General features: G+C 71.0%; 19 protein-coding genes. 7 read left to right on the top strand and 12 right to left on the bottom strand.

The window, feature by feature from the left end; genetic code table 11:
• Positions 1–26: 26 nt before the first annotated feature.
• Positions 27–950: an NAD(+) diphosphatase gene (gene nudC / locus CLT71_RS31045; protein ID WP_101370225.1), complete on the bottom strand. Its 924-nt coding sequence runs from the start codon at positions 948–950 to the stop codon at positions 27–29.
• A 304-nt stretch (positions 951–1,254) separates the two neighbouring features.
• Here nudC and CLT71_RS31040 point away from each other — a divergent pair, with 304 nt between their 5' ends.
• Positions 1,255–4,203 (top strand): hypothetical protein, encoded by a 2,949-nt coding sequence (locus tag CLT71_RS31040; RefSeq protein ID WP_101370224.1) that lies wholly within the window; start codon positions 1,255–1,257, stop codon positions 4,201–4,203.
• A gap of 81 nt (positions 4,204–4,284) precedes the next feature.
• Here CLT71_RS31040 and CLT71_RS31035 read toward each other — a convergent pair whose 3' ends face one another.
• From CLT71_RS31035 to pdxR, 7 genes are all read right to left on the bottom strand, one after another.
• Positions 4,285–6,666 (bottom strand): SulP family inorganic anion transporter, encoded by a 2,382-nt coding sequence (locus tag CLT71_RS31035; protein WP_101370223.1) that lies wholly within the window; start codon positions 6,664–6,666, stop codon positions 4,285–4,287.
• 329 nt (positions 6,667–6,995) lie between these two features.
• Positions 6,996–7,544 (bottom strand): hypothetical protein, encoded by a 549-nt coding sequence (locus CLT71_RS31030; RefSeq protein WP_101370222.1) that lies wholly within the window; start codon positions 7,542–7,544, stop codon positions 6,996–6,998.
• Positions 7,545–7,562: 18 nt separating this feature from the next.
• A complete protein-coding gene (locus CLT71_RS31025; RefSeq protein ID WP_101370221.1) occupies positions 7,563–7,745 on the bottom strand; it encodes a hypothetical protein in 183 nt (60 codons plus the stop codon).
• 22 nt (positions 7,746–7,767) lie between these two features.
• Positions 7,768–8,331, bottom strand: coding sequence for a hypothetical protein (locus CLT71_RS31020; protein ID WP_101370220.1), 564 nt, complete (start codon positions 8,329–8,331; stop codon positions 7,768–7,770).
• Positions 8,328–8,819: a hypothetical protein gene (locus CLT71_RS31015; RefSeq protein ID WP_101370219.1), complete on the bottom strand. Its 492-nt coding sequence runs from the start codon at positions 8,817–8,819 to the stop codon at positions 8,328–8,330. The genes CLT71_RS31020 and CLT71_RS31015 overlap by 4 nt, the downstream gene beginning before the upstream one ends.
• Entirely contained in the window at positions 8,819–9,544 is a 726-nt protein-coding gene (locus tag CLT71_RS31010) for a hypothetical protein (protein ID WP_143743686.1), read from the bottom strand. Before CLT71_RS31010 ends, CLT71_RS31015 begins: the two co-directional genes overlap by 1 nt.
• A gap of 327 nt (positions 9,545–9,871) precedes the next feature.
• Positions 9,872–11,299, bottom strand: a complete 1,428-nt coding sequence (pdxR, locus tag CLT71_RS31005) for a MocR-like pyridoxine biosynthesis transcription factor PdxR (protein WP_101370217.1) — start codon at positions 11,297–11,299, stop codon at positions 9,872–9,874.
• 107 nt (positions 11,300–11,406) lie between these two features.
• Here pdxR and CLT71_RS31000 point away from each other — a divergent pair, with 107 nt between their 5' ends.
• On the top strand, positions 11,407–12,030 hold the full coding sequence (locus CLT71_RS31000; protein WP_101370216.1) for a mycothiol-dependent nitroreductase Rv2466c family protein: 624 nt from the start codon (positions 11,407–11,409) through the stop codon (positions 12,028–12,030).
• A gap of 10 nt (positions 12,031–12,040) precedes the next feature.
• On the top strand, positions 12,041–13,003 hold the full coding sequence (locus CLT71_RS30995) for a DMT family transporter (protein WP_101370215.1): 963 nt from the start codon (positions 12,041–12,043) through the stop codon (positions 13,001–13,003).
• Here CLT71_RS30995 and gdhA read toward each other — a convergent pair.
• Entirely contained in the window at positions 12,996–14,342 is a 1,347-nt protein-coding gene (gdhA, locus tag CLT71_RS30990) for an NADP-specific glutamate dehydrogenase (protein ID WP_101370214.1), read from the bottom strand. The two genes, CLT71_RS30995 and gdhA, sit on opposite strands and share 8 nt — an antisense overlap.
• Before the next feature lie 387 nt (positions 14,343–14,729).
• On the opposite strand from gdhA, the gene CLT71_RS30985 reads away from it, so the two are divergent.
• The 4 genes from CLT71_RS30985 (at position 14,730) to CLT71_RS30970 (ending at position 18,008) form a co-directional block, all read left to right on the top strand.
• Entirely contained in the window at positions 14,730–15,398 is a 669-nt protein-coding gene (locus tag CLT71_RS30985; RefSeq protein WP_101370213.1) for a TetR-like C-terminal domain-containing protein, read from the top strand.
• A gap of 107 nt (positions 15,399–15,505) precedes the next feature.
• Positions 15,506–15,811: a WXG100 family type VII secretion target gene (locus CLT71_RS30980; protein WP_101370212.1), complete on the top strand. Its 306-nt coding sequence runs from the start codon at positions 15,506–15,508 to the stop codon at positions 15,809–15,811.
• Positions 15,811–17,487, top strand: a complete 1,677-nt coding sequence (locus CLT71_RS30975) for an alpha/beta hydrolase (protein ID WP_101370211.1) — start codon at positions 15,811–15,813, stop codon at positions 17,485–17,487. The genes CLT71_RS30980 and CLT71_RS30975 overlap by 1 nt, the downstream gene beginning before the upstream one ends.
• On the top strand, positions 17,484–18,008 hold the full coding sequence (locus CLT71_RS30970) for a hypothetical protein (RefSeq protein WP_143743684.1): 525 nt from the start codon (positions 17,484–17,486) through the stop codon (positions 18,006–18,008). The genes CLT71_RS30975 and CLT71_RS30970 overlap by 4 nt, the downstream gene beginning before the upstream one ends.
• 494 nt (positions 18,009–18,502) lie before the next feature.
• Here the strand turns inward: CLT71_RS30970 and CLT71_RS30965 are convergent, their stop codons facing one another.
• The 3 genes from CLT71_RS30965 to CLT71_RS30955 form a co-directional block, all read right to left on the bottom strand.
• Complete coding sequence (locus tag CLT71_RS30965; RefSeq protein WP_101370209.1) at positions 18,503–18,970, bottom strand: hypothetical protein; 468 nt, start codon at positions 18,968–18,970, stop codon at positions 18,503–18,505.
• A gap of 421 nt (positions 18,971–19,391) precedes the next feature.
• Positions 19,392–21,650 carry a hypothetical protein gene (locus CLT71_RS30960; protein ID WP_143743683.1) on the bottom strand — a complete coding sequence of 753 codons (2,259 nt, stop codon included), beginning with the start codon at positions 21,648–21,650 and terminating at the stop codon, positions 19,392–19,394.
• Complete coding sequence (locus CLT71_RS30955) at positions 21,602–21,928, bottom strand: DivIVA domain-containing protein (protein ID WP_101370207.1); 327 nt, start codon at positions 21,926–21,928, stop codon at positions 21,602–21,604. The genes CLT71_RS30960 and CLT71_RS30955 overlap by 49 nt, the downstream gene beginning before the upstream one ends.
• Positions 21,929–21,951 lie beyond the last annotated feature (23 nt).

Below are 21,951 nucleotides of genomic sequence, written 5' to 3'. Positions count from 1 at the left end.
GGTCTGTGACGGGCGGCTGCGGCTTGCTAGGAACGCTCCGCCGCGTCGTCTAGCCAGTACTCCAGCAGCAGCCGGTCGATCGAGTCCGGGTTGCCGAGCCGGCCGCGTACCGCCCGCCGGTCCCGCAACTCCGCCCGGCTGAACCACCGGGTCTCCAGCAGCTCCTCACCGTCCACAGTGGTCGACTCGTTCCGGGTGGTGGCGAGGAAGCCCACCATCAGGCCGGCCGGGAACGGCCACGGCTGGGATGCGAAGTAGCGCACCGAGTCGACGACGACCCCGGCCTCCTCGGCCACCTCCCGGCGTACCGCGTCCTCCAGGCTCTCGCCGACCTCCAGGAAGCCGGCCAGCAACGCGAACGAGTCCTCGTCCGCACCGGCGTGCCGAGCCAGCAGGCAACGCGCCGGCGATCCGGGCAGCTCCACCAACATGATTACCGCAGGGCTGATCCGGGGGAAGTGCACCTGCCCGCACCCGGTACACCCGCGGGCGGCACCACCCTCGACCGACCGGGTCGGGTCGCCGCACGTGCCGCAGAAACGCTGGTTGCGGTGCCAGTAGCAGATACCCCGGGCGTAGCCGAGCACCGCCGCTTCGGCCGGGTCGAGCCGCTGCACCAGCAGGCGTACGTCCACGGTCCGATCGGCACCGACCGCGTCGAGCGCCTCCTCCTCCGGTACGCCACTCAGGTCGACCGCGAAGACCGGCCGGTCGCCGTCGAGACCGAGGAAGACCGGCTCACCGAGCCCGGCCGGTAACCGGCGCTGGTCACCGCCGGTCAACCGGGACACCGCGTCCCGCACCACCAGACAGCGGTCCCGCCAGAGCGGTACCACCTGGGCCCGATCGCTGGCGAAGAGCCTGCGCAACCCGTCGGGGTCCCGTCGCACCCCGCACGCACGGTCGAGGGCCCCGCCCGCGTAGGCGGTGACGACGCCGCCGCTCAACATCCGGCACCTGCGGCGCGGCGGGCGGCCGGAGCAGGATCGGCCGGCGGGAATTGGCACATGATCAGCAGCACCATCGCATGGTATGCCCGCCCCCTGCGCCGCCAGCTGATCCGGGCGGGACGGGCCGCACGGTGATCCGGTCGGGCGATGAGCCGGCCACGCGATGATCCGGCGAGCGGCGCACGGCAGTCCGGGCAGACGGCAGTCCGGGCAGACGGCCGTCCGGGCAGACGGCGGCAACGGCGGGGAGCCGTCGGGCGCCGCGCGGAACAAATCGGCTGGACAGCGGCGGGATCATGAACGCGTGACGTTGCGGCTGGCCGGCGGGGTGTTGCCCGGACCGGACCGACGGATCTGGGCACCCGACCCTCGGGGCCGGGCCGTCGAGCCGGGCACCGAACTGGTGCCTGGCAGCCCTGTCGTGCTCGGACCACGCTCGGCCGGCCCGGAGGCCGCCGATCGGGCGATCACCGAACTCGCCCGGCTGGTCGCCGCCGGTGGCCCGCTGGCCGCCGGTGCCGACGTCGACCTCGGGTACGGATTCCGGTCCGCCCGCACCGAGGGTGCCGCCGGAGACCGCCGGGACGCCGTACTCGCCGCCCTGACGGTGCCGGGCTCGGCCGGGCGGCTCGGCGACCGGCGGGCGGTACTCGTCGCGCTCTTCGGTCCGGACGCGACGAAGCCGCTCGGCGCCGCCGCACAGGCCGCGCTCGACGAGGGCCGGTGGCCGGTGCTGCGTTTCGCGGTCGCGGCGAGCGACGTGCTCGGGCCGGAACAGCTTCTCCGGGTACTGGAACTGCGTGCCCCGGACGGGGTCGACCCCTTCCCCGGCGGCCTGCCGTCGGTGGTGGGCGGGCAGCTGACCCGGGTACTCCGGGAGGTGCCCCGACCACGCCGCCTCGTCCTGCTGACCGACCTGTGGCAGCGGGTCTGCGCCGACGGATCGGGTCGAGTGCGCCGGGAGCGGCTGCGCGCCTCCCAGGGCAGGGAGGACCGCATCGCCGACCTGACCGCGCGCCGCCGTCGGCACGAGGATGACGCCCTGATGGTGTGGTTGCGCTACCAGTTCGGCCCGGAGCCGACCGTGCTGGAGGCCGCACTGTGGCAGCCGCCGGCCGGGTACTGGCTCGACAGGGCCGGGCGGATGCTCCAGGACGTACTGGCGGCGACGGTGCTGGCCCGGCTCGCGGTCAGCACGGTCGATCACGGCCTTGACACCGCCCTGGCTCGACACCGACACGAGGTCGAGGCGGCCGTCGCCGGAATGTCCCAACCGGAGTCTGCGCTCTCGGCCCGCCGTCAGCCCGGCCTCACCGGCCTGCCCGCCCGCCCCGGCTCCTACCTGCGGGACATCCTCGCCCGCAGCCGGCCCGGTGAGCCGCTCAGCCCCGCCGATGTCAGCTATATCCGCCAGCGGCTGGCCCTGGCCCGTGACTACGGCAAGGTGGTACTCGACGCCGCCGACGACCTCGTCGACGCGCTCGTGACGCAGGACTCGTTGTCGCTGCGGGAGCAGCTCGCCGGGTGGGCCGGCCGGTCGCTTCGGGACTGGCGGGACGGGGTCGGCTACCTGTCGCCGGGCCGGGCGGAGTGCTGGGACCAGAATCCGCTCCTCGGTGCGGAGCCGTCCCCCACGCCGCTGGCGGAGCGGCTTCGGGCTGACCCGCAGCGCCCGGTGGTCGAGATCGAGACCACCGGCGACCTGCTCTGGTACGCGGAACTCGCCGACGCGCTCGCCCAGCTCAACGGTCACCCGCAGGCCGTACTCGTCGCGCAGCAGCATTACCCGATCGCCGACACCGACCCGGCGCAGCCCGACGAGCCACTCGTGCCCCGGTCGCAGTCGATTCCACTGGCTGTGGCCGGCGCCGCGCAGTTGGTGGACCTCGGTGCGAAGGTTCCACCCCGCTGCCGGACCTGGCCTGAACTCGTCGCCGGGCTGGTCGACGACACCACCATCGCCACCGCGCTGACCGGTGTCTTCGCCGTGCCGGCCCCGATGGCGCACCTCGACGGTACGGTGCTGCCCGGCACCGACGCCCGGATCGAGCTGGCCCGCAGCGTTCGGCATTTGGCGGACTGGGCGCAGTACATGGGAAACTGCATCGCCGCTCCGCACTACGTCGACGACGCGACCCGGGGCCGCAGTGCGCTGATCGCGCTCCGCGCGCCGGACGGCCGCATCCTGGCCAACGCCGAGCTGCGGCCGAGCGCCCGAGGTTGGCGGCTGGCGGAGATCCAGGCCCGCTTCAACACGGATCCCGACCCGACGCTCGTACGGCAGACCGGCAGCTGGCTGGCCACTCTCCCCCTGCCCGAGCCCGCGAGCCCGGCGCCGCGCCGGGTGGCCCGGCACGCCGACACCGGACCCGATCGGCCGGCCCGGGGCGGCCCGCCCCGACCCGCCGTACGGGTGCTGCGCGACCTCGGCCGCCACCTCGACGAGTTGGCGGGGGCGACGCTCGCCGAGCCGGAGTCGGCCCGGTCCGCCGAGCTGCTGGCGGTCCTCGCGACCCGGTTGGCCGGCGCGTCGCCGACGGCACCCGCCGCCGACCCGCACGACGCGCTGACCGCACTGCGCCGGGCGAGCGCGGCCACCCTGGCCCGCGCCTGCCGGCTCACTCTGGCCGATCCGGCCGGGCCCGGTCTGTCCGCGCTGTGGCAGGCGAGCGGGTACCGCCCACTGGCCCGCGCGGTGCGCACCCTGACACCGTCCGGGCCCGACACACCGGCACCGCCGACGGCGGAGCGGCTCGCCCCGCTGCTGGTGGACTCGCCGCTGCCCGGCTCGCTCCGGCCGCTGGCCCGGGTCGGGCAGGTCGCCGTCGCCCGTACCGCCGATCTGGTCGCGCTGCGGCTGCGCGCCGCCCTGGGTACGCTGCTGCGCCAGGACGCGGCCGAGCTTGCCGGAGCGGTACGGGCCCGGCCACACCTCGGACTGCTCCGGGCCGCCGCGCTGACCGTGACCACCTGGGGTGGACTGCCGGACACCGGGCACCCCGGCGCCGAGCCGTCCACTTCGGACGTCACTGTCGTGGTGCCGCGCCGCCGGGTCCGGGTGCCGGGCTATCCACAGTCGTCGCTCCGGGACGAGGGCTGGCGGTCGAGCTGGCCCGACGCGACGGAGCTGGGTGCCGTACCCGACAGGTTCGCCGACCAGATCGCCGCGCACGGGCTGCTGCTGCCCTCGTCGTGGCTGACCGACGGCGGCTGGATTCCACTCTGGGCCCGGGCCAGCACCCCGGAACGCTAGCCACGGCCCGGCGTCGCTTGCTATGGGGTCGCTGGCCCGGGGTCGTCGGCTCTGGGATGGCTGGCTCTGGGGTGCTGCCGGCTAGGGCCGGACGAAACCGGCACCGCTGATCTCCAACTCGTGGTCCGGCGGCGAGGTGAACCGCTGCCGTTGCTCGTCGAGGACCAGCAGCAGGCCGGTCGGAATGTCGAAGAAGAGCCCCTGCACCGACACCTTCCCCGACTCGATGCCACGGGCGGCGAGGAACTGCCTGAGCACGGTGACCTGGCGGGCGACGTTCACCATCGCCAACTGGTCGACCTCGGCCCGGCCGTCCCCGGCGGCGGCCAACCCGACCGGATGACCGGCCCGCCACGCCGCCAGGCTCGGTCGTCCCCACCGCAGCCACCGCCCGACGTGACTCTCCTCCTCGTCGCGCCCGCCGAGCAGCCCCTGCATCGCCCCGCAACCGGAGTGCCCGCAGACCAGCAGCGCCGGCACGGAGAGCACCTCCACGGCGTACGAGATTGCGGCGGTGACCGAGCACTCCGTCGGGTGGTCGGCGGGGACGAGGTTGCCGAGGTTGCGCACCGTGAAGAGGTCACCCGGCCCACTGCTGGTGATCACGTTGGGCACTATCAGGGCATCCGCACAGGTCAGAAAGGCGCTGTACGGCCTGTGCCGACCGTCCAGTTCGGTGAGAAACGGCCGCAGCCGGGCAGCCGAGCGACGGTGGTATTCGCGTACCCCGACGTGCAGCGGCCGGAGCGCGGCCTGCGCCGACCCGGCGACCTGCCCGGTGTGGCTCGGCTCTCCCGCTCCGTCCGGATGCCGGGCCTGCCAGCTCGACCAGGGCGAGAACCAGCGCGGCGGCACCAGCGCGTGGATCCGCCGGGACGGCCGGGGCTGGTCGCCGCGCAGGGCCGCCGGGCCGACCTCGTCGAGGCGTACCCGTCCGCCGGTGGTCTCGTGCTGGCGTACCCACGAGTCGAGATGGTCGTAGGCGGCATGGTCCAGAAAGTCGGTGACCAGTTCCAGGTCGACGGTGCTGCCCGGCGGCACCCGCCCGAGGACGACGGAGAGCCGTGGGATGGCGAGGAAGCTGAGTGTCCCCTCGACGTGCACGGACCAGTGTTCGCCTCCCGCCGGACCGCCACGCACCCGCTCGGCGTGCACCCTGGCCCAGACCACCCGGCGCAGGATCAGCACGACCGCCAGGGCGAGTCCGACAAGTACCCCCTCCAGCAGGTTGAGGACCACCACGCCGAGGGCGGTGACGACGTAGACGGCGAGTTCACGGTGCCGGCGTACCCGTCGGATGTCGGAGATCTTCACCAGTTGCAGGCCCACCACGACGAGCAGCCCGGCGAGCGCGGCCAACGGGATCCGCTCGACGAGTACGACGAGCAGCACCGCGAAGAGCAGTACCCACACCCCGTGCAGTACGGCGGAGGCCCGGGTCCGGGCTCCCGCGTTGACGTTCGTGGAGCTGCGCACGATGACGCCGGTGACGGGAAGCCCGCCGAGCAGCCCGGAGACGCCGTTCGCCAGCCCCTGGCCGATCATCTCCCGGTCGAGGTTGGTCGGACTGGTCGGGTTGCTCCGGCGGTCGTCCCTGGCCCGGTCGGCAGCCAACCGGTCGACGGCGGTGGCGGAGAGCAGACTCTCCACACTGGCGATCACGGCGACGGTCAGTACCGCGGCGGCGACCGCCGGCCAGTCCCCGGCGGGCAGCGTCGGCAGGTGCACGGCGGCGAGCAGCGACCCCGGCATCTCCACCCGGGCCAGATCGACGTCGTTCCAGACGAGCGCGGCGAGGGTGGCCAGGGTGACGGCGACGAGCGGGCCGGGTATCCGGCGTACCGGTGCCGGCAGCCGGGGCCAGATCACCAGCAGCCCGATCACCGTGAGCCCGATCAGGGCCGCGTGGTCGTGCCGGGTCGCCAGTTGGGCTGGCAGGTCGATCAGGTTCCGTACCGGCGTGCTGCCGGGTTCGCCACCGAGCAGTACGTGCAGTTGCCCGAGCACGATCGTGAGGCCGATCCCGGCGAGCATTCCGTGCACGATCGCGGGCGAGAGGGCGAGCGCGGTCCGGGCGATCCGGCACAGCCCGAACCCGACCTGCAACAGCCCGGCGGCGGCGGTGATCGCGCAGGTGGTCGCCCAGCCGAACCGGCTCACCAACTCGGCGACGACCACGGTCAGCCCGGCCGCCGGGCCGGTGACCTGGAGCGCGGACCCGCCGAACAGGCCGGCGACGATCCCGCCGACGACGGCGGCGATCAGGCCGGCGGCCACCGGGGCGTTGGAGGCGGCCGCGATGCCCAGCGACAGCGGTACCGCGACCAGGAAGACGACGAGCGAGGACGGCAGGTCGTACCGCGCGTCGTCGCGGAACCAGCGGCGGAGTCGATGGGATGCGCTCGGGGCGCGGATCGGCCCCCTCCGGTTGCCGCCGGCCAGGCCGATCGAGGTGGGCGACATGGTGCCTCCTCCGGCTCCGCCGGCCGCGCTGACGGCAGAGGGATTGTTGCCGGGCCGGCTCGCGTCCCGATTCCGGGTGCGCTGGTCGGGCTGTGGAGGGGGAACGTCGCTGTCCACGGTAATTGTAGCGTTAAGGCATCGAAAATCCCTATAGCGATGAATTGTCACTTTGGCCAATAGTGCTTCCAGGGGCAAACAAGGACGCCCGGTTGTCCGACCGGCTGCGGCCGCACCAACCGGCTGGTGGGGAATGGGAGCGAACGATCCTGCTGCCGTTGCCTGCCGGACCGAGCAGGTCGGCGGCGGTCGCGTTGACGCCGCGCAGGAGATCAGCCGGTGAGCAGCAGCCCGGCGCTGAGCAGGAATCCGGCGACGAGCATCGCGCGGATCAGCCGCTCGTGCGCGATCCAGACCAGATCCCAGCTGTTGTCGTCGCTGTAACGCAGGTTGCCGATCGTCATCGCGGACCGGCCCAGCCCGAACCCGACTCCCGCCGCCACCGCACCGAGCGGTCCGGCGAGCAGGGCGACGGTCAGCGCGGCGGCGTGTGGCAGCGCGCTCGGGGTGTACGTCCGCACGCTTGTCCCCATCTCGAAGCCGAACTGGAGCGGCCCGAAGACCCGTCCGTGCCGGTTGACGTGCTCGGGGACCAGCCGCTTGTTCTGCGGCAGCCAGAATCGGAGCACCCGGAACTCGCGCAGCGCCAGGGCGACGATCGCCACGGCGAGCACGTAGCGCCAGAGGGTCTCCGGCGCGACCAGCCGGAGCAGCGACCCGGCCAGGAGCAGGCCGAGCGCGGTGGTCAGCGCGCCGAGGACCAGCCCGGTGCAGAAGAAGTACCTAGCTTCACGACCTCGCCAGACCGACGAGTTCAGCATGAACGCCGAGTTGCGGCTTCAAACCGAGCCGCTGGTCGCGAAGCCGGCGGTCGCGCCGAGCATCGTCCACAGCAGAAAGGTGGGACCGGTGTCACGGATCGCCGTGACGGCCGCGAGGGCGGCGAGCCCGGCGAGGCAGCCGGCGACGAGCACCGGGTGCCAGCGGCGGCGTACGGGCCGGGGCGCCGGAGTGGCGCTCATGCCCGTACGTGGCGGGTGGCGTTCACACGAGTGCCCGACAGATGGTCAGGTACGGGCCGAACTTCTTGTTGTCGGACATCCGGAAGACGACGCTGTTCCCGTCCGAGCAGCGCCAGAGGCGCCCGTCGCCGGTGGCCCACCGCCACGCGTTCCGGGCCGGGTTGCCACAGACGTCGGATCTGGGGGTCATGTGCCAGCACCACTTGTTGTCGGCCGACCGGGCCCAGGTCGACCGGTGCCAGCCGGCGGAGGAGCACCAGTTCCAGCCCCGGTACGACCCGCCGTAACAGGCCGGCGGGGCGGTCGCGTAGATGCCGTGCGTGTCCGCGGTGGGGTTGTAGTTGATGCCGGCGCAGTCGTCGTGCCCGGTCAACCCGCCGGGCCCGGACTCCGCCCAGGCCAGCCTGGCGCGCCCGCCGAAGGGCCCCGCCAGGGCGAGCGCGCCGATGGTGATCCCGGCATAGCCGATGGCGCGCAGGAAGGATCGCCGATGGCGCTTCCCAGCGACGGCGGAGAGCACAGTGGTCGGCTCAGGGTTCTCCGGTGCCCTGTCGGCGTCGACGATGCTGTCCAAGGTCAGTTTCATGTCGCACTCCTCTCCGGGACCATCCCCCAGGCCGTCAGCGCGGCGGTCACGTCCCCGGGTTGTGTGGGCAGGGCCAACTCGACCACCTGACCCGTGGCGTCGACAGTCATCAGCACCGGCGGTGACAGGTGGGCGAGCAGCCGCCACGACTCCGGGTCCTGCCGGACCGTCAACGGGGTGCCGCCCCACTCCTGCGGCGCCTCGTGGGTGAGCAGTACGGACGACGGCGCCAGTTCACCGAGCTCGGCGGCGGCTCCCTGGCAGGCCGGGCAGGTGGAATCGACCGCGAGGACGACGGTCCTGCCGGGGTCGGTCGCGAACGCGGGAAGCGCGAGCCGTACGCCGGTGGCTCGGGCGCCGCCGTCGGCGCGGATCGCGGCCAGCTCGACACTGAGCCGGTTGACCCGGTGCAGCACGGCTGCCAGCCCCAGATAGAGGATGAAGAGCGCGACCCAGGTCAGCAGCGCGACCGCGAGCCAGGGGGACATCAGCCCTCCCAGCGCGGGTTGAGCTCGTAGAGCCAGTCGAGCAGGACCTCGTCCTTGACCTCCGGGTGTGGCGTTTCGTGCGGTTCGGAGGTGTCGGGGAATACGATCTCCGCGATGGCCCGGCTGGTGCCGAGCAGGTACACGTAGGTGTTGACCCCGTCGCCTTTTCTGTCCGGCAACTGGCCCTGCCGCTTCCACAGCTCCCCGTAGCGAGTCGGGGTGCCCTTGTATTCCGGTCGCAGATCGCGCGCGTTGTCGTTGGACGGCACGGTGATGGTGCCCCGGCCATCCACATAGACCGAAATCGCCTCCGCGCTCAACTCCAGATCGCCCCGGGGCTGCAGCACCATGCCCTCGGGTGAGTCCTTGAACTCGAACTGCTCGAAGAGCGAGATGATCTCCTCGCGCCGTGGTGGCGGGCCGCCGTAGATGGTGACTACCTCGTGATAGCGGTCGAGCAGTGCCACCGAGGCGTTCACCCCGTCGAGACCGATGGCAATCCGCACTTCCCGGCCGTCCACGACGAATCGGTCACGGACCTCGGCCGGCATCAGGCTCTCGTTGCCGGCCGCAAAGAAGCCCGACTGGCCAACCTGGAAAACCCGGGCGAACCTCCCGCCGACGAATCGTGCCGTCATGCTGAAAGTGGACACCGGGGGATCCGGGGGAAGTCCCAGCAGGAGGGCATTTCCGCTCGGCGCACGCAGCAGCAGATCCTGGGCCATCGACCCACCTCACTTCAGGAGTTGGCGAGATGTTAACGCAACAATCGCCAAGATCAGAATGCCTCGAATCTGCGTTGTTCCGAGCCCCGGTTGGGTGCCCTTTGTCAATTACGCGACCGATCCCTGGACATTGGACGGACGCGCCCACCGGGATCGGCTACGACGTGGCCAGCACGCCTCGAACAGACCGTTTCAGCAAGCGACTCGACCAGATACAACAGATCTGCGACAAGGATTCGTGGCAGGCACGACTTGTTCCGTCCGGCAGCTCTGATCGCTTTTGCTGGTATGCGGCCACCTTCGCCCACACCTGTTGCATTGCGCAGGCTACCGCTTGACGATTACGGCGGCGAGGCGGCGGATTCCCTCGTCGATGTCGGCCAGCGCGATGCCGCCGTACCCGATGACCAGGCCGGGCTGCGCGAGGCCTTCGGCGTAGTAGCGCGCCAGGTTCTCCACCGCGACCCCGCTCTCACGGGCCTGCGCCACCATCGCGGACGGGTCCCCGGTCGGGTCCGGGCCGGGCCGGACGGCGAGGTGGAGCCCGGCGGCCGAGGGCACCGGGTGCAGCCGTCCGGCGAGGTGTGCGGCGAGGGCGGCCAGGACCCGTTCACGGCGGGCCCCGTACTCCCGGCTGGTCCGGCGGATGTGCCGGGCGAGCAGGCCCTCGTCGATGAACTCGGCCAGCGCGCCCTGGGTGGTCAGGTCGCCGTGCCAGTCGGTGAGCTGCCGCGCGGTGCGCAGTGCGGGCCGCAGCGAGGCCGGCGCGACCAGGAATCCGACCCGCAGCATCGGCAGCAGGGTTTTGGAGAACGACCCGACGTAGACCACCCGGCCGTGCCGATCCAGGCTCTGTAACGGTTCCAGCGGGCGGCCGGCGAACCGGTACTCGCTGTCGTAGTCGTCCTCGACCACCACCGCGCCGTGCTGCCGCGCCCAGTCCAGCAGGGCGGTACGCCGGGCCAACGACATCGGTACGCCGAGCGGAAACTGGTGGGACGGGGTGACGTAGACCAGCCGGCTGTCGGCCGGCAGCGCGGCGACGTCGAGTCCCTCCGCGTCGACCGGCACCCCGGTCACCCGGGCGCCGAGGCTCCGGAACAGGCGGCGGGCCGGCGGATAGCCCGGTTCCTCCACCGCCACCCGGTCGCCCGGCTCGATCAGGACCCGACCGATCACGTCGAGCGCCTGCTGCGCGCCCTGGGTGACCAGGACGTCGTCGGCGCCGGCCCGCACCGATCGGGATACGCCGACGTGCCGGGCGATGGCCGCGCGCAGCCCGGGATGCCCGGCCGGTTCGGTGTAGGCCGGGTACCGGACGTTCGCGGCCCGCAGTTGCCGGGCGACGAGCCGCCGCCAGGTCTGCAGCGGGAACAGCGCCGGGTCGGGGGCGCCGACCCGGAAGTCGTACCTCGGGGCGGGGTGTCGAGGTGTCTCCGGTACGGAGTCCCAGACCGGACGGGGCCGGACACCTCGGCCGACCGGGGCGGTCCGGGGTCGCGCCTCGCCGATCAGCCGACGATCACCGACGTACGTCCCGGAGCCGACCCGGCCGACCAGGAAGCCCTCCGCGGTGAGCCGGTCGTACGCCGCCGTCACGGTGTTACGGGCGACGCCGAGCCGCTCCGCCAGTTCGCGGGTGGGCGGCAGCCGCTCCCCCGGTCGCAGTCGCGCGTCGAGCACGGCCTCCCGTAACTGTCGGTAGATCTGGGTGGTCAGATCGTCCCGGCCGACCAGCCGTACGTGAACCTCCACGATCCTCCAATTGGCCCAATCAGTTTGTCGAGAATTGGAGCTTAAGCACGGCCAATATGCCACCTAACGTCACGGGCAGCACAGCGAACCTCCCCGAAGGGATCCCGATGCCGCCGACCTCCGTCGACATGTGGTTCGACCCGATCTGCCCGTGGGCCTGGATCACCTCCCGCTGGCTGCTGGAGGTCCAGCGGGTGCGCGAGATCGAGGTGCGGTTCCACGTGATGAGCCTGTCGGTCCTCAACGAGGGCCGGACGGACCTGCCACAGCGGTACCGGGACCTCTTCGAGGTCGGCTGGGGACCGGTCCGGGTGGCCGTCGCCGCCGAGCGGAAGTACGGGGCGGAGGTGCTCGGTCCGCTCTACACCGCCCTCGGCACCCGGCACCATCACGACCGGCAACCGATCGGCCGGGACCTGTACGTCGCCGCGCTCACCGAGCTGGGCCTCGGGGTCGAGCTCGCCGACGCCGCCAACTCGACGGAGTACGACGAGGAACTCCGGCGTAGCCACCTTGCCGGGATGGAGCCGGTCGGGGAGGAGGTCGGCACGCCGGTGATCCACGTACCCGGGCCGGACGGCCGGCGGATCGCGTTCTTCGGGCCGGTGGTGACACCTGTCCCGCGCGGTGCGGCAGCCGGCCGACTCTGGGACGGTGTGCTGCTGGTCGCCGGAACCGACGGCTTCTTCGAACTGAAGCGGACCCGCACCCGGGACCCGGAATTCCACTGAGGAGGGTGCGATGACCAGGCGGGGTTGGCTGCTCTTCGCCCTGATGAGCGTGCTCTGGGGCATTCCGTACCTGTTGATCAAGATCGCCGTGGAGGGCGGCGTACCGGTGCCGGTGCTGGTCTTCGTCCGGACGGCGGTGGGTGCCGCCGTGCTGCTGCCGCTGGCCGTGCGCGGTGCCCGGGGACTGCACCGGCACTGGCGACCGCTGGCCGCCTTCGCGGCGCTCGAGATCATCGTCCCGTGGTGGCTGCTCACCGACGCCGAACGGCAGATCAGCAGTTCGATGACCGGGCTGCTGATCGCCGCGTCGCCGATCATCGCCGTGCTGGTCGGGCGGCTGGCCGGTGACGTCGAACGGCTGGGCGGGCGGCGCTGGGCAGGTCTGGGCGTCGGACTCGCCGGGGTGGCGGTGCTGGCCGCGCCCGGCCTGCGCGGCGGAGACGTGCGCTCGATCGTCGAGGTGCTGCTCGCCGCCCTCTGCTACGGGATCGCACCGCTGATCCTGGCGCGGCGGCTGGCCGACGTACCGGTGCTGCCGTTGACCGCCGTCTGCCTCGGCGGGGCCGCACTGGTCTACGCCACACCAGCGGCGTTGACCTGGCCGGCGGAACTGCCCACCGGCCGGGTGCTGGCTGCCCTCGCCGGGTTGGCCGTGGTCTGCACGGCAGCGGCGTTCGTGATCTTCGCCGCGCTGATCCGCGAGGTCGGGGTCAGCCGGGCACTGGTCTTCACGTACGTGAACCCGGCGGTGGCGGTCGTCGCCGGAGTACTGCTGCTCGACGAGCCGCTCACCGTCCCGGTCGTCGCCGCGTTCACGCTGATCCTCTGCGGCTCTGTGCTGGCCACCCGAGGCGACACCGCGCGACGCGACACCACCCGACGCGACACCAGCACACCGGCCAACACACCGGCCGCCGCCCCAGCCGCCGTCCGCTCAACGCCCGGCCCGACGGCAGCGCCTCCGCTCAGATGAGCCCGTGGGCGAGCATCGCCTCGGCGACGAGCCGGAAGCCGTCGATGTTGGCTCCAGCGACGTAATTACCGGGCATGCCGTACTCCTCGGCGGTGGCGTAGCAGCGCTCGTGGATGGTCCCCATGATCTCCCGCAGTCGCTGCTCGGAGTGGGCGAAGGTCCACGAGTCGCGGCTCGCGTTCTGCTGCATCTCCAGCGCGCTGGCCGCGACTCCACCCGCATTGGCCGCCTTGCCGGGCGCGAACCGCACCCCGGCCTGGGCGAAGGCTCGCACCGCCTCCGGCGTGGTGGGCATGTTGGCCCCCTCCACCACGATGGTGCAGCCACCCGCGATCAGGGTGAGCGCGTCGGCGGCGGTGAGTTCGTTCTGCGTCGCGGCGGGGATCGCCACCTGGCAGGGCACGTCCCAGACCGGGCGACCGGCGACGAACGTGGAGTGCGGCCGGGCCTCGACGTACTCGCCGATCCGTGCCCGGCGGACCTCCTTGACCTGCTTGAGCACCTCGACGTTGATGCCCTTCTCGTCATGGATGTAGCCGGACGAGTCCGAGCAGGCCACCACTGTGCCGCCGAGCTGGTGCACCTTCTCGATCGCGTAGATCGCCACGTTGCCCGAGCCGGAGACCACCACCCGTTTCCCGTCGAAGCTGTCGCCGCCGTCGACCCGGAGCATCTCCTCGGCGAAGAACACCGCCCCGTAGCCGGTGGCCTCCCGGCGCACCTGGGCACCGCCGTAACTGAGGCCCTTGCCGGTCAGCACCCCGGACTCGTACCGGTTGGTGATCCGCTTGTACTGCCCGAACAGGTAGCCGATCTCCCGGCCCCCGACTCCGATGTCACCAGCCGGTACGTCCGTGTACTCGCCGATGTGCCGGTACAGCTCGGTCATGAACGACTGACAGAACCGCATCACCTCCCGATCGGAGCGACCTTTGGGGTCGAAATCCGACCCGCCCTTGCCGCCACCGATCGGCATCCCGGTCAACGCGTTCTTGAACAGTTGTTCGAACCCGAGGAACTTCACGATCCCCAGATAGACCGAGGGATGGAAGCGAAGCCCACCCTTGTACGGGCCCAGCGCGCTGTTGAACTCCACCCGGAAGCCACGGTTGATGTGAACCTCGCCGCGATCGTCCTCCCACGGCACCCGGAAGATGATCTGCCGCTCCGGCTCGCAGATCCGCTCGATGATCTTCGCTTCGGCGTACTCGGGATGCCTGACCAGGGCCGGAACGACGCTGTCGAGCACCTCCCGCACCGACTGGTGGAACTCGCTCTCACCAGGGTTGCGCCGTACCACCGACGTGAAGATCGACTCTAGCTTGTCCTCTACCGACACGCATGCTCCTCGGCGTTGCACCCGTGGCCGCCGCACGGCAACGCGTCGGGCGACCCTCGGATCGCCGACACCGCCACGGCCACGTCAAACTCATAATGTCGCTCTGGGTAGCGACATGTCGCGGTACGGCTGATTCCGCCTTGTGGGTGAGAATCGCCGGCAGGGACGGATCTTCGCACCGACCCCGTCCCGCACCGCACCCGGCATGATCCAGTGTGACATTTCCGCTGCTCATCGGCGCCGGCGTCGGTGAGTTGGCGGGATTGGCGGGAGCGCCGACTGGCGGCAGGAGGCCGCCCGGTTGATCCCCCTCCATCAGCAGCGGCATCTGGAGGCAGGTCCAGCTCCCCCAAACCATAGCAGAGCTATGCTATGTAATGTGTTGGCATGGCGCGGACGAAGGATCCTGCGGTACGCGTACTGCTCATCGAACGCGCCGCACACATGCTCCGGACCCGCGAGCCCATCACCCTGCGCTCCCTGGTCGCCGGGACCGGCGTGTCGACGATGGCCGTCTACACCTACTTCGGCGGCATGGACGGCCTGTGGAAGGCCCTGCGTCAGGAGGGCTTCACCCGCCTGACGGCCAGGTTCGCCACGGTCGCCACGTCCGAGGATCCGGTGCAGGACCTGGCGGCCCTGGTCGCCGCCTACCTCGACAACGCCCTGGAGCACCCCGACCTCTACCGGGTCATGTTCGACGCGAGCTTCGACCTCGAAGACTTGAAGGCCGCGGACGCCACCCTGGAGTGTCTGGTCCAGGCCGCCCGACGGGCCAGAGACGTCAACCGCTTCCGCCCCGAGATCGAACCGCTGGAAGTGGCGATCCAGAGCTGGGTCATCGGCCATGGACTGGTCTCGCTGGTCGCCAACGGTCCGCTGCCCCGCGAGACGCTCGACCACGGCGTCTCCATGCTCACCGCGTTGTTCATCGGCATGGGCGACGAGCCCGACAGGTGTCGTTCATCGGTAGCGAACGGCTGGCAGCATCTGCACCCGCCCGAGCGCCTGCCGGGCGGTGGCCGGCACGGATCTGGGCTGGTTGAGGGGATTTAGATCCAGAACACCTTCGATCTGAGGACCGCCCGGCAGGCAGGCCGGAGATCCGCCCACTGCTATTGTGGCGCTGCTCGATGGGTGCTGCGCACACAGCGGGGGCTGATATGACGATCCGGGTCAACCCTGACGAGGTACGCCGCCTGGGCGGCCAGGTCATTGCCGTGGCTGGCGACCTGAAGAACAACGCTTCCTCGGTCGAGGGGAAACTGGCCCCGCCGCCGGGTCCCGGCTCGGCCGGCTGGTCCACCTCCACCGCCGCCGGCACCGCCGCCAAGGGCTGGCACGACTATCTGACCGGGCTGGTCGGCAGGCTGGAGAAGAGCGGTCAGTCCATGATCGACGCCGCGAACAACTACCGGTCGTCGGACGACCGGGCGTCGAGCCGTACCGGCGGAGTGCGGCCGAGCTGATGAGCGGACTGACCTTCGAAGCGCTGCTGAACGCCGACCCTGCCGTCTTCCGGGCCGCCGCCGTCGCCTGGGGCGATCTGGCCCAGGCCATCGACGACCGGGCCGACGCGTTGGACCCGACCGTGAAGCGGATTCCGGACGCCTGGGAGGGGCAAGCGGGCAGCAGCGCCTCCACGCACCTCCAGGGCGTCCGGAAGGAACTGGACCTGGCGTACGTTCCGGCGCTGACGATCTCCCAGGCCCTGTACCGGCATGCCGACGGGGTGGAGTCGCTGCGTTCCCAGGCCCAGGCGTTGGTGGCCAGCGGCAAGAAGGCCGACGTCACCATCAACCCGGACGGCTCGATGGTGCTCGGCCCGTCGGCGCGGAACGAGTCCGGCGCTCGCTCGCTCTCCGCCCTGGTGCATCAGCGAGACGAGCTGATGGCGGCTGCCGCCCGGCTGGACGGCGAGGTCGCGAAGACGATCGGCGAGAACACCGCGACCGGCTCCGGCGTCCCGGCGTCCCGAGTGGACCGGACGGCGGTGCCGGCCAAGGGCACCGACCCGAAGGCGGTGAAGGCCTGGTGGGACTCGTTGTCCCCCGCCGAGCGGCGCTACGTTATCGCGGAGTACCCGGAACTGGTCGGCAACCTGGACGGAATCCCGATCGCCTCACGCGACGTCGCCAACCGGATCGTGCTGGACCGCGACCACGACGCGCTCACGGCCCGGCGGGACGAGTTGGACGACCGGGAGGCGTACATCAAGAAGATGATCGACCAGGGGCGGGGGGCCGAACTCTATCCGAACGCCGGCAACCCGGCCGGGATGGCTTTCGCCGAGCTGGAGAAGCTCAAGGAGGAACGCGAGAGCATCGACGGCAAGCTACGCGGGATCGACGCCATCTCCAAGCGGCTCGACGACACTCCCGGCCGCCCGCCCGCGTTCCTGATCGGTTTCAGCTCGGCCGATGACGGCAAGGCGATCGTGTCGGTAGGCAACCCGGACTACGCGGACAACATCGTGACGTACGTGCCGGGCACCGGGACCGACCTCGCCACCGTCGGCGGCAACGTCGAGCGCGCCGACCGGATGGCCGCCGACGCCGCGAAGAAGGCGCCGGACGAGGAGACCGCGGCGATCATGTGGCTGGGGTACGACGCCCCGGACACCATCCCGGACGCCATGCTGGACAAGTACGCCGAGGGTGGCTCCGGTGACCTGCGCAACTTCCAGTCGGGGCTGCGGGTCACCCACGACGGCGAACCGTCGCACAACGTCGTGCTGGGCCACAGCTACGGCACCACCGTGATCGGGCACGGCGCCTCGGACGGCGCCACCCTGAACGCCGACGATGTGGTCCTGGTCGCGAGCCCGGGCGTGGACGTCAGCGGCGCCAAGGACCTGAGCATCACCGGAGGCGACCCGACCCAGCACGTCTGGGCGACCACGGCGAAAAACGACTTCATCCAGGACACCGGTCTGGACGACAACCTGATCCACGGCGAGAATCCGGCCGGTGCGGGCTTCGGTGGCCAGGTCTTCAAGAGCGCCGACGGTACCCCGTTGTGGAACTGGCGGGATCCGTTCGGCGCCGACTTCAGCGCCCACTCCGAGTACTGGGATCCGAACAACATCGCCCGGGACAACATCGCCAACATCGTGACCGGCAACTACGGGAATGTGACCCGATGACCGCTATCCGAGGGCGACGACTGCTGGCGACCGTGATGGCCGCCAGCCTGTTCGTCGCCGGCTGTAGTCAGGACGACGATCCGGGGGATGACGTGCGAGAGACGATGAGCCTCGCCCAGGCGACCGTACGCGTCGAGGAGAGTGTCCGGGAGGCGCAGGCGGCCCTGCCGCCCGGCACCGAACTCAAGTCGCATTTCGAGGGCTCGATGCCCTGCGACGACCCGGACGACAACGGCCCCAAGGGACGTGTCTTCGCCGAGAAGCAGTACCAGCTCGTCTATCCGGCGGGCTGGCCGGTCGACGAGGCGAAGCCGAAGCTGACGCAGTACTGGCAGCAGCGCGGTTATCGGGTGATCACCGACGAGCAGGCCGGTGAGGAGGACAAGTTCTCGGTGGAGAATCCGGCCGACGGCTTCCGGACCGGCATCGAGATCTACTCCCGCAACAGCGGCCGCACAGACATCTTTCTGATCGGCAGCTCGCCCTGCGTGTGGGAGAACGGCAGCCCACCGGCCGAGTAGGCACGCCCAATTGGAATTGAGCGAAAGCGTTGGCCGGAGCGGCATGCCACTCCGGCCAACCATCTTGCTCAGCCTCCGAGCCAGTTCAATCCTTGGCGGGTTGTGCGGTATCTACCACCACGCGCCGCAGCGTGGCCCCGGCGGTGTGGGCTGGGGAAGGCAGATCCGGAGGTAGGCGCCACGCACACCGTAGTAGTAGCGCGTCTGTGGCAGCGGGTCCTCGGGCCAGTAGAGCCAGTCGACGGCTCCATCCAACGAAAACTGTACGCCGATGTAGCGATAGTTCGTCGCGGTGACGTTCAGATATCCGTTAAACCTGCCACCGCCTGCCTCGGTCCACGACTTGCAGACATCGGCGGTGTAGCTGTCTACGCGGAGTCTGGTGCATGCTGTTCCTCCCGCCTGAGCAGCCGTCGGAGACACCAGGACCAAGACAGCCGCCACCAGCACAGCGGATGCGAACGCACGTACCCTCATGGCGAACCGCCCTTCCGCTATTGGGTGAGCCTGAAGCTGACCGCGCCCTGGTAGGCATTGATTTCGTACGCCGAGAGTGTGATCTTGGAATTGTTCGGGAAGTAGGCGTTCACGGTGATGTCGACGTGTCCGAGAAACGCCGTGCAGCCACGGGCGATCGCGCTCTTGCGCTGGAAGATCTGCGACCCACCGCTGTTGTAGACGGTGACGACCCCTTGCAGGTCGCATACGTTGGTATCCGGCGGCCACGTCTCCCTGTGCCGTTCGACGGTGACACTCGAGACGTAGAGTCCACTACCATAGACACTGCCGCACACGAAGCCGGTACCCCTTCCGGCGGTGCATCCATACACGCTGGCTGACGCCGGAGCGGCCAGACCGACAGTGGCGCACATGACCACTGCCGCAACCACCGTCATGGCTCGGATGAGCCTCGACCTGATTGACCGGACCCGGCCGGTGACGCTGTCGCGTCGCATCTTCATGGTGCTCCCTCCTCTGACCATCCCGATATCTGTTCACTATTCCCGCATACGAGGTTGCCGACCCAGCCACCCGTTACGGTTGCCGAATCCGGGAACGCAGTGACGAGCTTCGTTGTACGAATAACGTTCGCGCAATGTCTGGGCGCAAGTTCGTCCAACCTCGAACGACCTCGAACAGGTCGACTCCACGAGGGATCGCCGGCTGGCCGCAGCCCTGCGGCGGCCGGCCGGGACAGCACCGCGTCCACCGGAGCGTGACCGTCACCGACCTGACCGGCCGGCTCGCCCACGCCGGCGACGTCAAGATCGTCCATGCTGTCCGCGTCGGCGAGCATCCCGACCACGATCGTGGCGACTTTCCCGGCGGGTTGGCGCCCTTGTCCGTCCCGACCGGGTCCGGCTACCGACGGAGGCTGGTCGGTCAGAGGCCGAGGGCGCCGATGGCGGCGGGCAGGGTGGGTGCGGTGGCAAGCTGGCGTACGTCGTCGTGCTCGCGGAGCCACACCTGACAGGTGACGCTGTCGTAGTGCACGGCGACGGGTTGGCCGGGGTGGTGGCGGGCGATTCGGCGCAGCAGGGGTACGGGGTCGTCGACCGCGATCGGGATCGGGGTCTGCGGCACCGGGATCGGCTCGTCGGGGTTGTCGGGGACGTTGCCGGCGATGGCGAGTTCGAGGTATTCGAGACAGAACGCGATCGCGGCTTCCGGGGTCGATCGGGTGGGTGGGTTGGCCGGGGCGGGGAGCCGGCCGAGGACGTCGACGGTGACGTCCCAGCTCTCGCCCTGGACGAGGCGGAGGTCGCCGGCATTGCGGCTGTGGTCGGTGAGGGTGATCGTGACCGTCAGGCGCAGCCCGAGGACGAGTCGGACCAGGTCGGCCAGGGGCGGCACGTCGGGTCGGCGGGCCAGGATGAAGAGCCGGCCGCCGGGTCGGCCCCGGGCAGCCCAGCGCAGGTATTCGGTCAGCGGGTCGGCGTCGGGGCGGTGCAGGGTGACGGTGCCGTCCCGTAGGTCGTGGTCGAGGCTGCCGCCGCCGTCGAGTTCGACCAGGTCTTGCGGGCGTACGCCGAAATGGTCGGCCCAGCCGGCGAGCCGGAAGTGGTCGGGGAGCTGGTGCAACGGCTTGCCGCCGGGGTGGGTCGCCACGTGTGGGGCGGGCACGTGTCGGCCGGCCCGCCAGGTCTCCTCCCCCACCGGCCGGGCCGGGCCGTCGCCCGGTCCGGCACGATCGGCCGGGCGGCCGGCGGGGTCGTCCTGCCAGGCGAATTCCCCGGTACGCCAGCCGGACGCGTCGTTACGCCAACTGAGGTGTACGACCCGGCCGGCCAGATCGGTGATCGTGATCGCCGCCTCGGCGTGGAGCCGGCGACCGCTCCGACAGGTGAAGCAGCGCAGCAGCGACGGGCTGCGGCCGGAGCCGGCACACTTCGGGCACTCGGGATCGGCACGATCGGTGCCGAGTCGACAGACGCAGCGCCGGAGTCGACTGTGCGGGTCGCAGTCGGGGCAGTCGACGTACGGGATCGACGAGTCCTGCCACGACGGTGCCGGCGGCTGCCAACCTCGGCACAGTTTCGTCGCACGCCGGCTGTAGATCTGCCCGGTCGACCACTCGGTGAGGGTTTCCGTGGTCCCGGCGGTACGCAGGCTGGTGTGCCACCAGCGGCCGTCCCGCCAGATCGCCTGCGCCCCGGCGGTCGGGTCGCCGGTGGTCAGGTCGAGACAGTCGGCGAGGATCCGCCGTTCGAGCTGGTCCAGGTCGATCGTGGGTGGGTCGGGTGGCGGCTGCCCGAAGGTCACGTGATGGGCGGGGGCGGTCAGGCCGCGCTCCTCCAGCCCGTAACAGGCGTCGAGCGCGGTCGTGGTGGTGATCGCGGCGGCCAGGTCGTCGGCGTAGCCCTGGGCCTCGGCCGGCACCGGCCCGCCCGGCATCTCGAACCGGATCGCCCAGTTCAGCCCGGCCGTGGCGATCAGACGGCGGGCCTCGACCACCAGGTCCAGGCAGAGCAGGTCGGCGAGTCGGCAGAGCCGGCCCAGCTCGGCCGCCGCCTCTCGGGGCGGCGCGGCCTCGGCCCGGCCGAGATAGAGCCGCCACGCGTCGGTGCTCTCTCCCGCGATCGCCTCGGCCTCCAGGACCTCCCGGACAGTCGCCGAGTGCTCCGGCCGCCAGGCGCGGGGCAGGAAGACGAGCGGGCCGTCCGGATCACCGGGCTGGCGGACATCCATCCACGAACCGGCGCCGACACCGACGGCGGCGGCCAGGTCGCGCAGCAGCGGAGCGAGCGGCAGATACCAACTCCCACCGCCGTCGCCGGTCCACGGCGCCGGTTCCACCACCCGGGGTACGACGTTCGCCGAAGCCACCGCCCCGGTGTCCAGGTTCGCCATCGTGAGGACGAGTTGGGCGCGGCGCCGCCCGGTCTGCCCGCAGTCGTGGCAGGGCCGGCCGACCGTGCCCACCCCCTGACACTCCAGGCAGTCCTGGTACGCCTCCCCCGCCGCCCGCCGGTCCGGCTCGCTGTCGCTTTCGTTGATCAGCAGGCGGTTGCCGCCGTAGGTGCAGCGGCACGGGTCGAGGGTGAAGGAGAGGCCGTCACACGACCGGCACTGCACCACCGGGAGCCCGGCCATCAGCGCCGCGCCAACTCGTGCGCCGTCGGCGCCTGCCGGGCCTGCCACCGCCGCAACGCATCCTTGATTCGGGCGTTCTGCTCCCGGACACCGGCCAATTCGGTGTACGCCCGGGCGAGGTCACCGGCGACCTGGTCAAGGAACTCGTTCACCTCGTCCGGATCGACTCCCCGCCGACCGAAGCCGACCGGGGTGAACCGGCGCAACCGCACCTGCGACGGCAACAACGGCCGGTACGTCACCGACCGGTACGCCGAGCCGAGCCGCCGCAGCGGCTGCCCCTCCCGCCTTCCCCGCCGGAACAACCACCGGAGCAGAGCATGCATGACCTCTCACCAGCCTCTCGGGA

It is taken from the genome of Plantactinospora sp. CNZ320 (genome assembly GCF_002846275.1).
The sequence above is the reverse complement of the archived record's forward strand: the minus strand, read 5'-3'. Positions and strand labels throughout refer to the sequence as shown.

Excerpts from the sequence above, each read along its gene's own strand:
- nudC (WP_101370225.1), bottom strand. The coding sequence starts at position 950 with ATGTTGAGCGGCGGCGTCGTCACCGCCTACGCGGGCGGGGCCCTCGAC.
- CLT71_RS31035 (WP_101370223.1), bottom strand. The coding sequence starts at position 6,666 with ATGTCGCCCACCTCGATCGGCCTGGCCGGCGGCAACCGGAGGGGGCCG.
- CLT71_RS31030 (WP_101370222.1), bottom strand. The coding sequence starts at position 7,544 with ATGCTGAACTCGTCGGTCTGGCGAGGTCGTGAAGCTAGGTACTTCTTC.
- CLT71_RS31025 (WP_101370221.1), bottom strand. The coding sequence starts at position 7,745 with ATGAGCGCCACTCCGGCGCCCCGGCCCGTACGCCGCCGCTGGCACCCG.
- CLT71_RS31020 (WP_101370220.1), bottom strand. The coding sequence starts at position 8,331 with ATGAAACTGACCTTGGACAGCATCGTCGACGCCGACAGGGCACCGGAG.
- CLT71_RS31015 (WP_101370219.1), bottom strand. The coding sequence starts at position 8,819 with ATGTCCCCCTGGCTCGCGGTCGCGCTGCTGACCTGGGTCGCGCTCTTC.
- CLT71_RS31010 (WP_143743686.1), bottom strand. The coding sequence starts at position 9,544 with ATGGCCCAGGATCTGCTGCTGCGTGCGCCGAGCGGAAATGCCCTCCTG.
- CLT71_RS31000 (WP_101370216.1), top strand. The coding sequence starts at position 11,407 with ATGCCGCCGACCTCCGTCGACATGTGGTTCGACCCGATCTGCCCGTGG.
- CLT71_RS30995 (WP_101370215.1), top strand. The coding sequence starts at position 12,041 with ATGACCAGGCGGGGTTGGCTGCTCTTCGCCCTGATGAGCGTGCTCTGG.
- CLT71_RS30985 (WP_101370213.1), top strand. The coding sequence starts at position 14,730 with ATGGCGCGGACGAAGGATCCTGCGGTACGCGTACTGCTCATCGAACGC.
- CLT71_RS30980 (WP_101370212.1), top strand. The coding sequence starts at position 15,506 with ATGACGATCCGGGTCAACCCTGACGAGGTACGCCGCCTGGGCGGCCAG.
- CLT71_RS30975 (WP_101370211.1), top strand. The coding sequence starts at position 15,811 with ATGAGCGGACTGACCTTCGAAGCGCTGCTGAACGCCGACCCTGCCGTC.
- CLT71_RS30970 (WP_143743684.1), top strand. The coding sequence starts at position 17,484 with ATGACCGCTATCCGAGGGCGACGACTGCTGGCGACCGTGATGGCCGCC.
- CLT71_RS30965 (WP_101370209.1), bottom strand. The coding sequence starts at position 18,970 with ATGAAGATGCGACGCGACAGCGTCACCGGCCGGGTCCGGTCAATCAGG.
- CLT71_RS30955 (WP_101370207.1), bottom strand. The coding sequence starts at position 21,928 with ATGCATGCTCTGCTCCGGTGGTTGTTCCGGCGGGGAAGGCGGGAGGGG.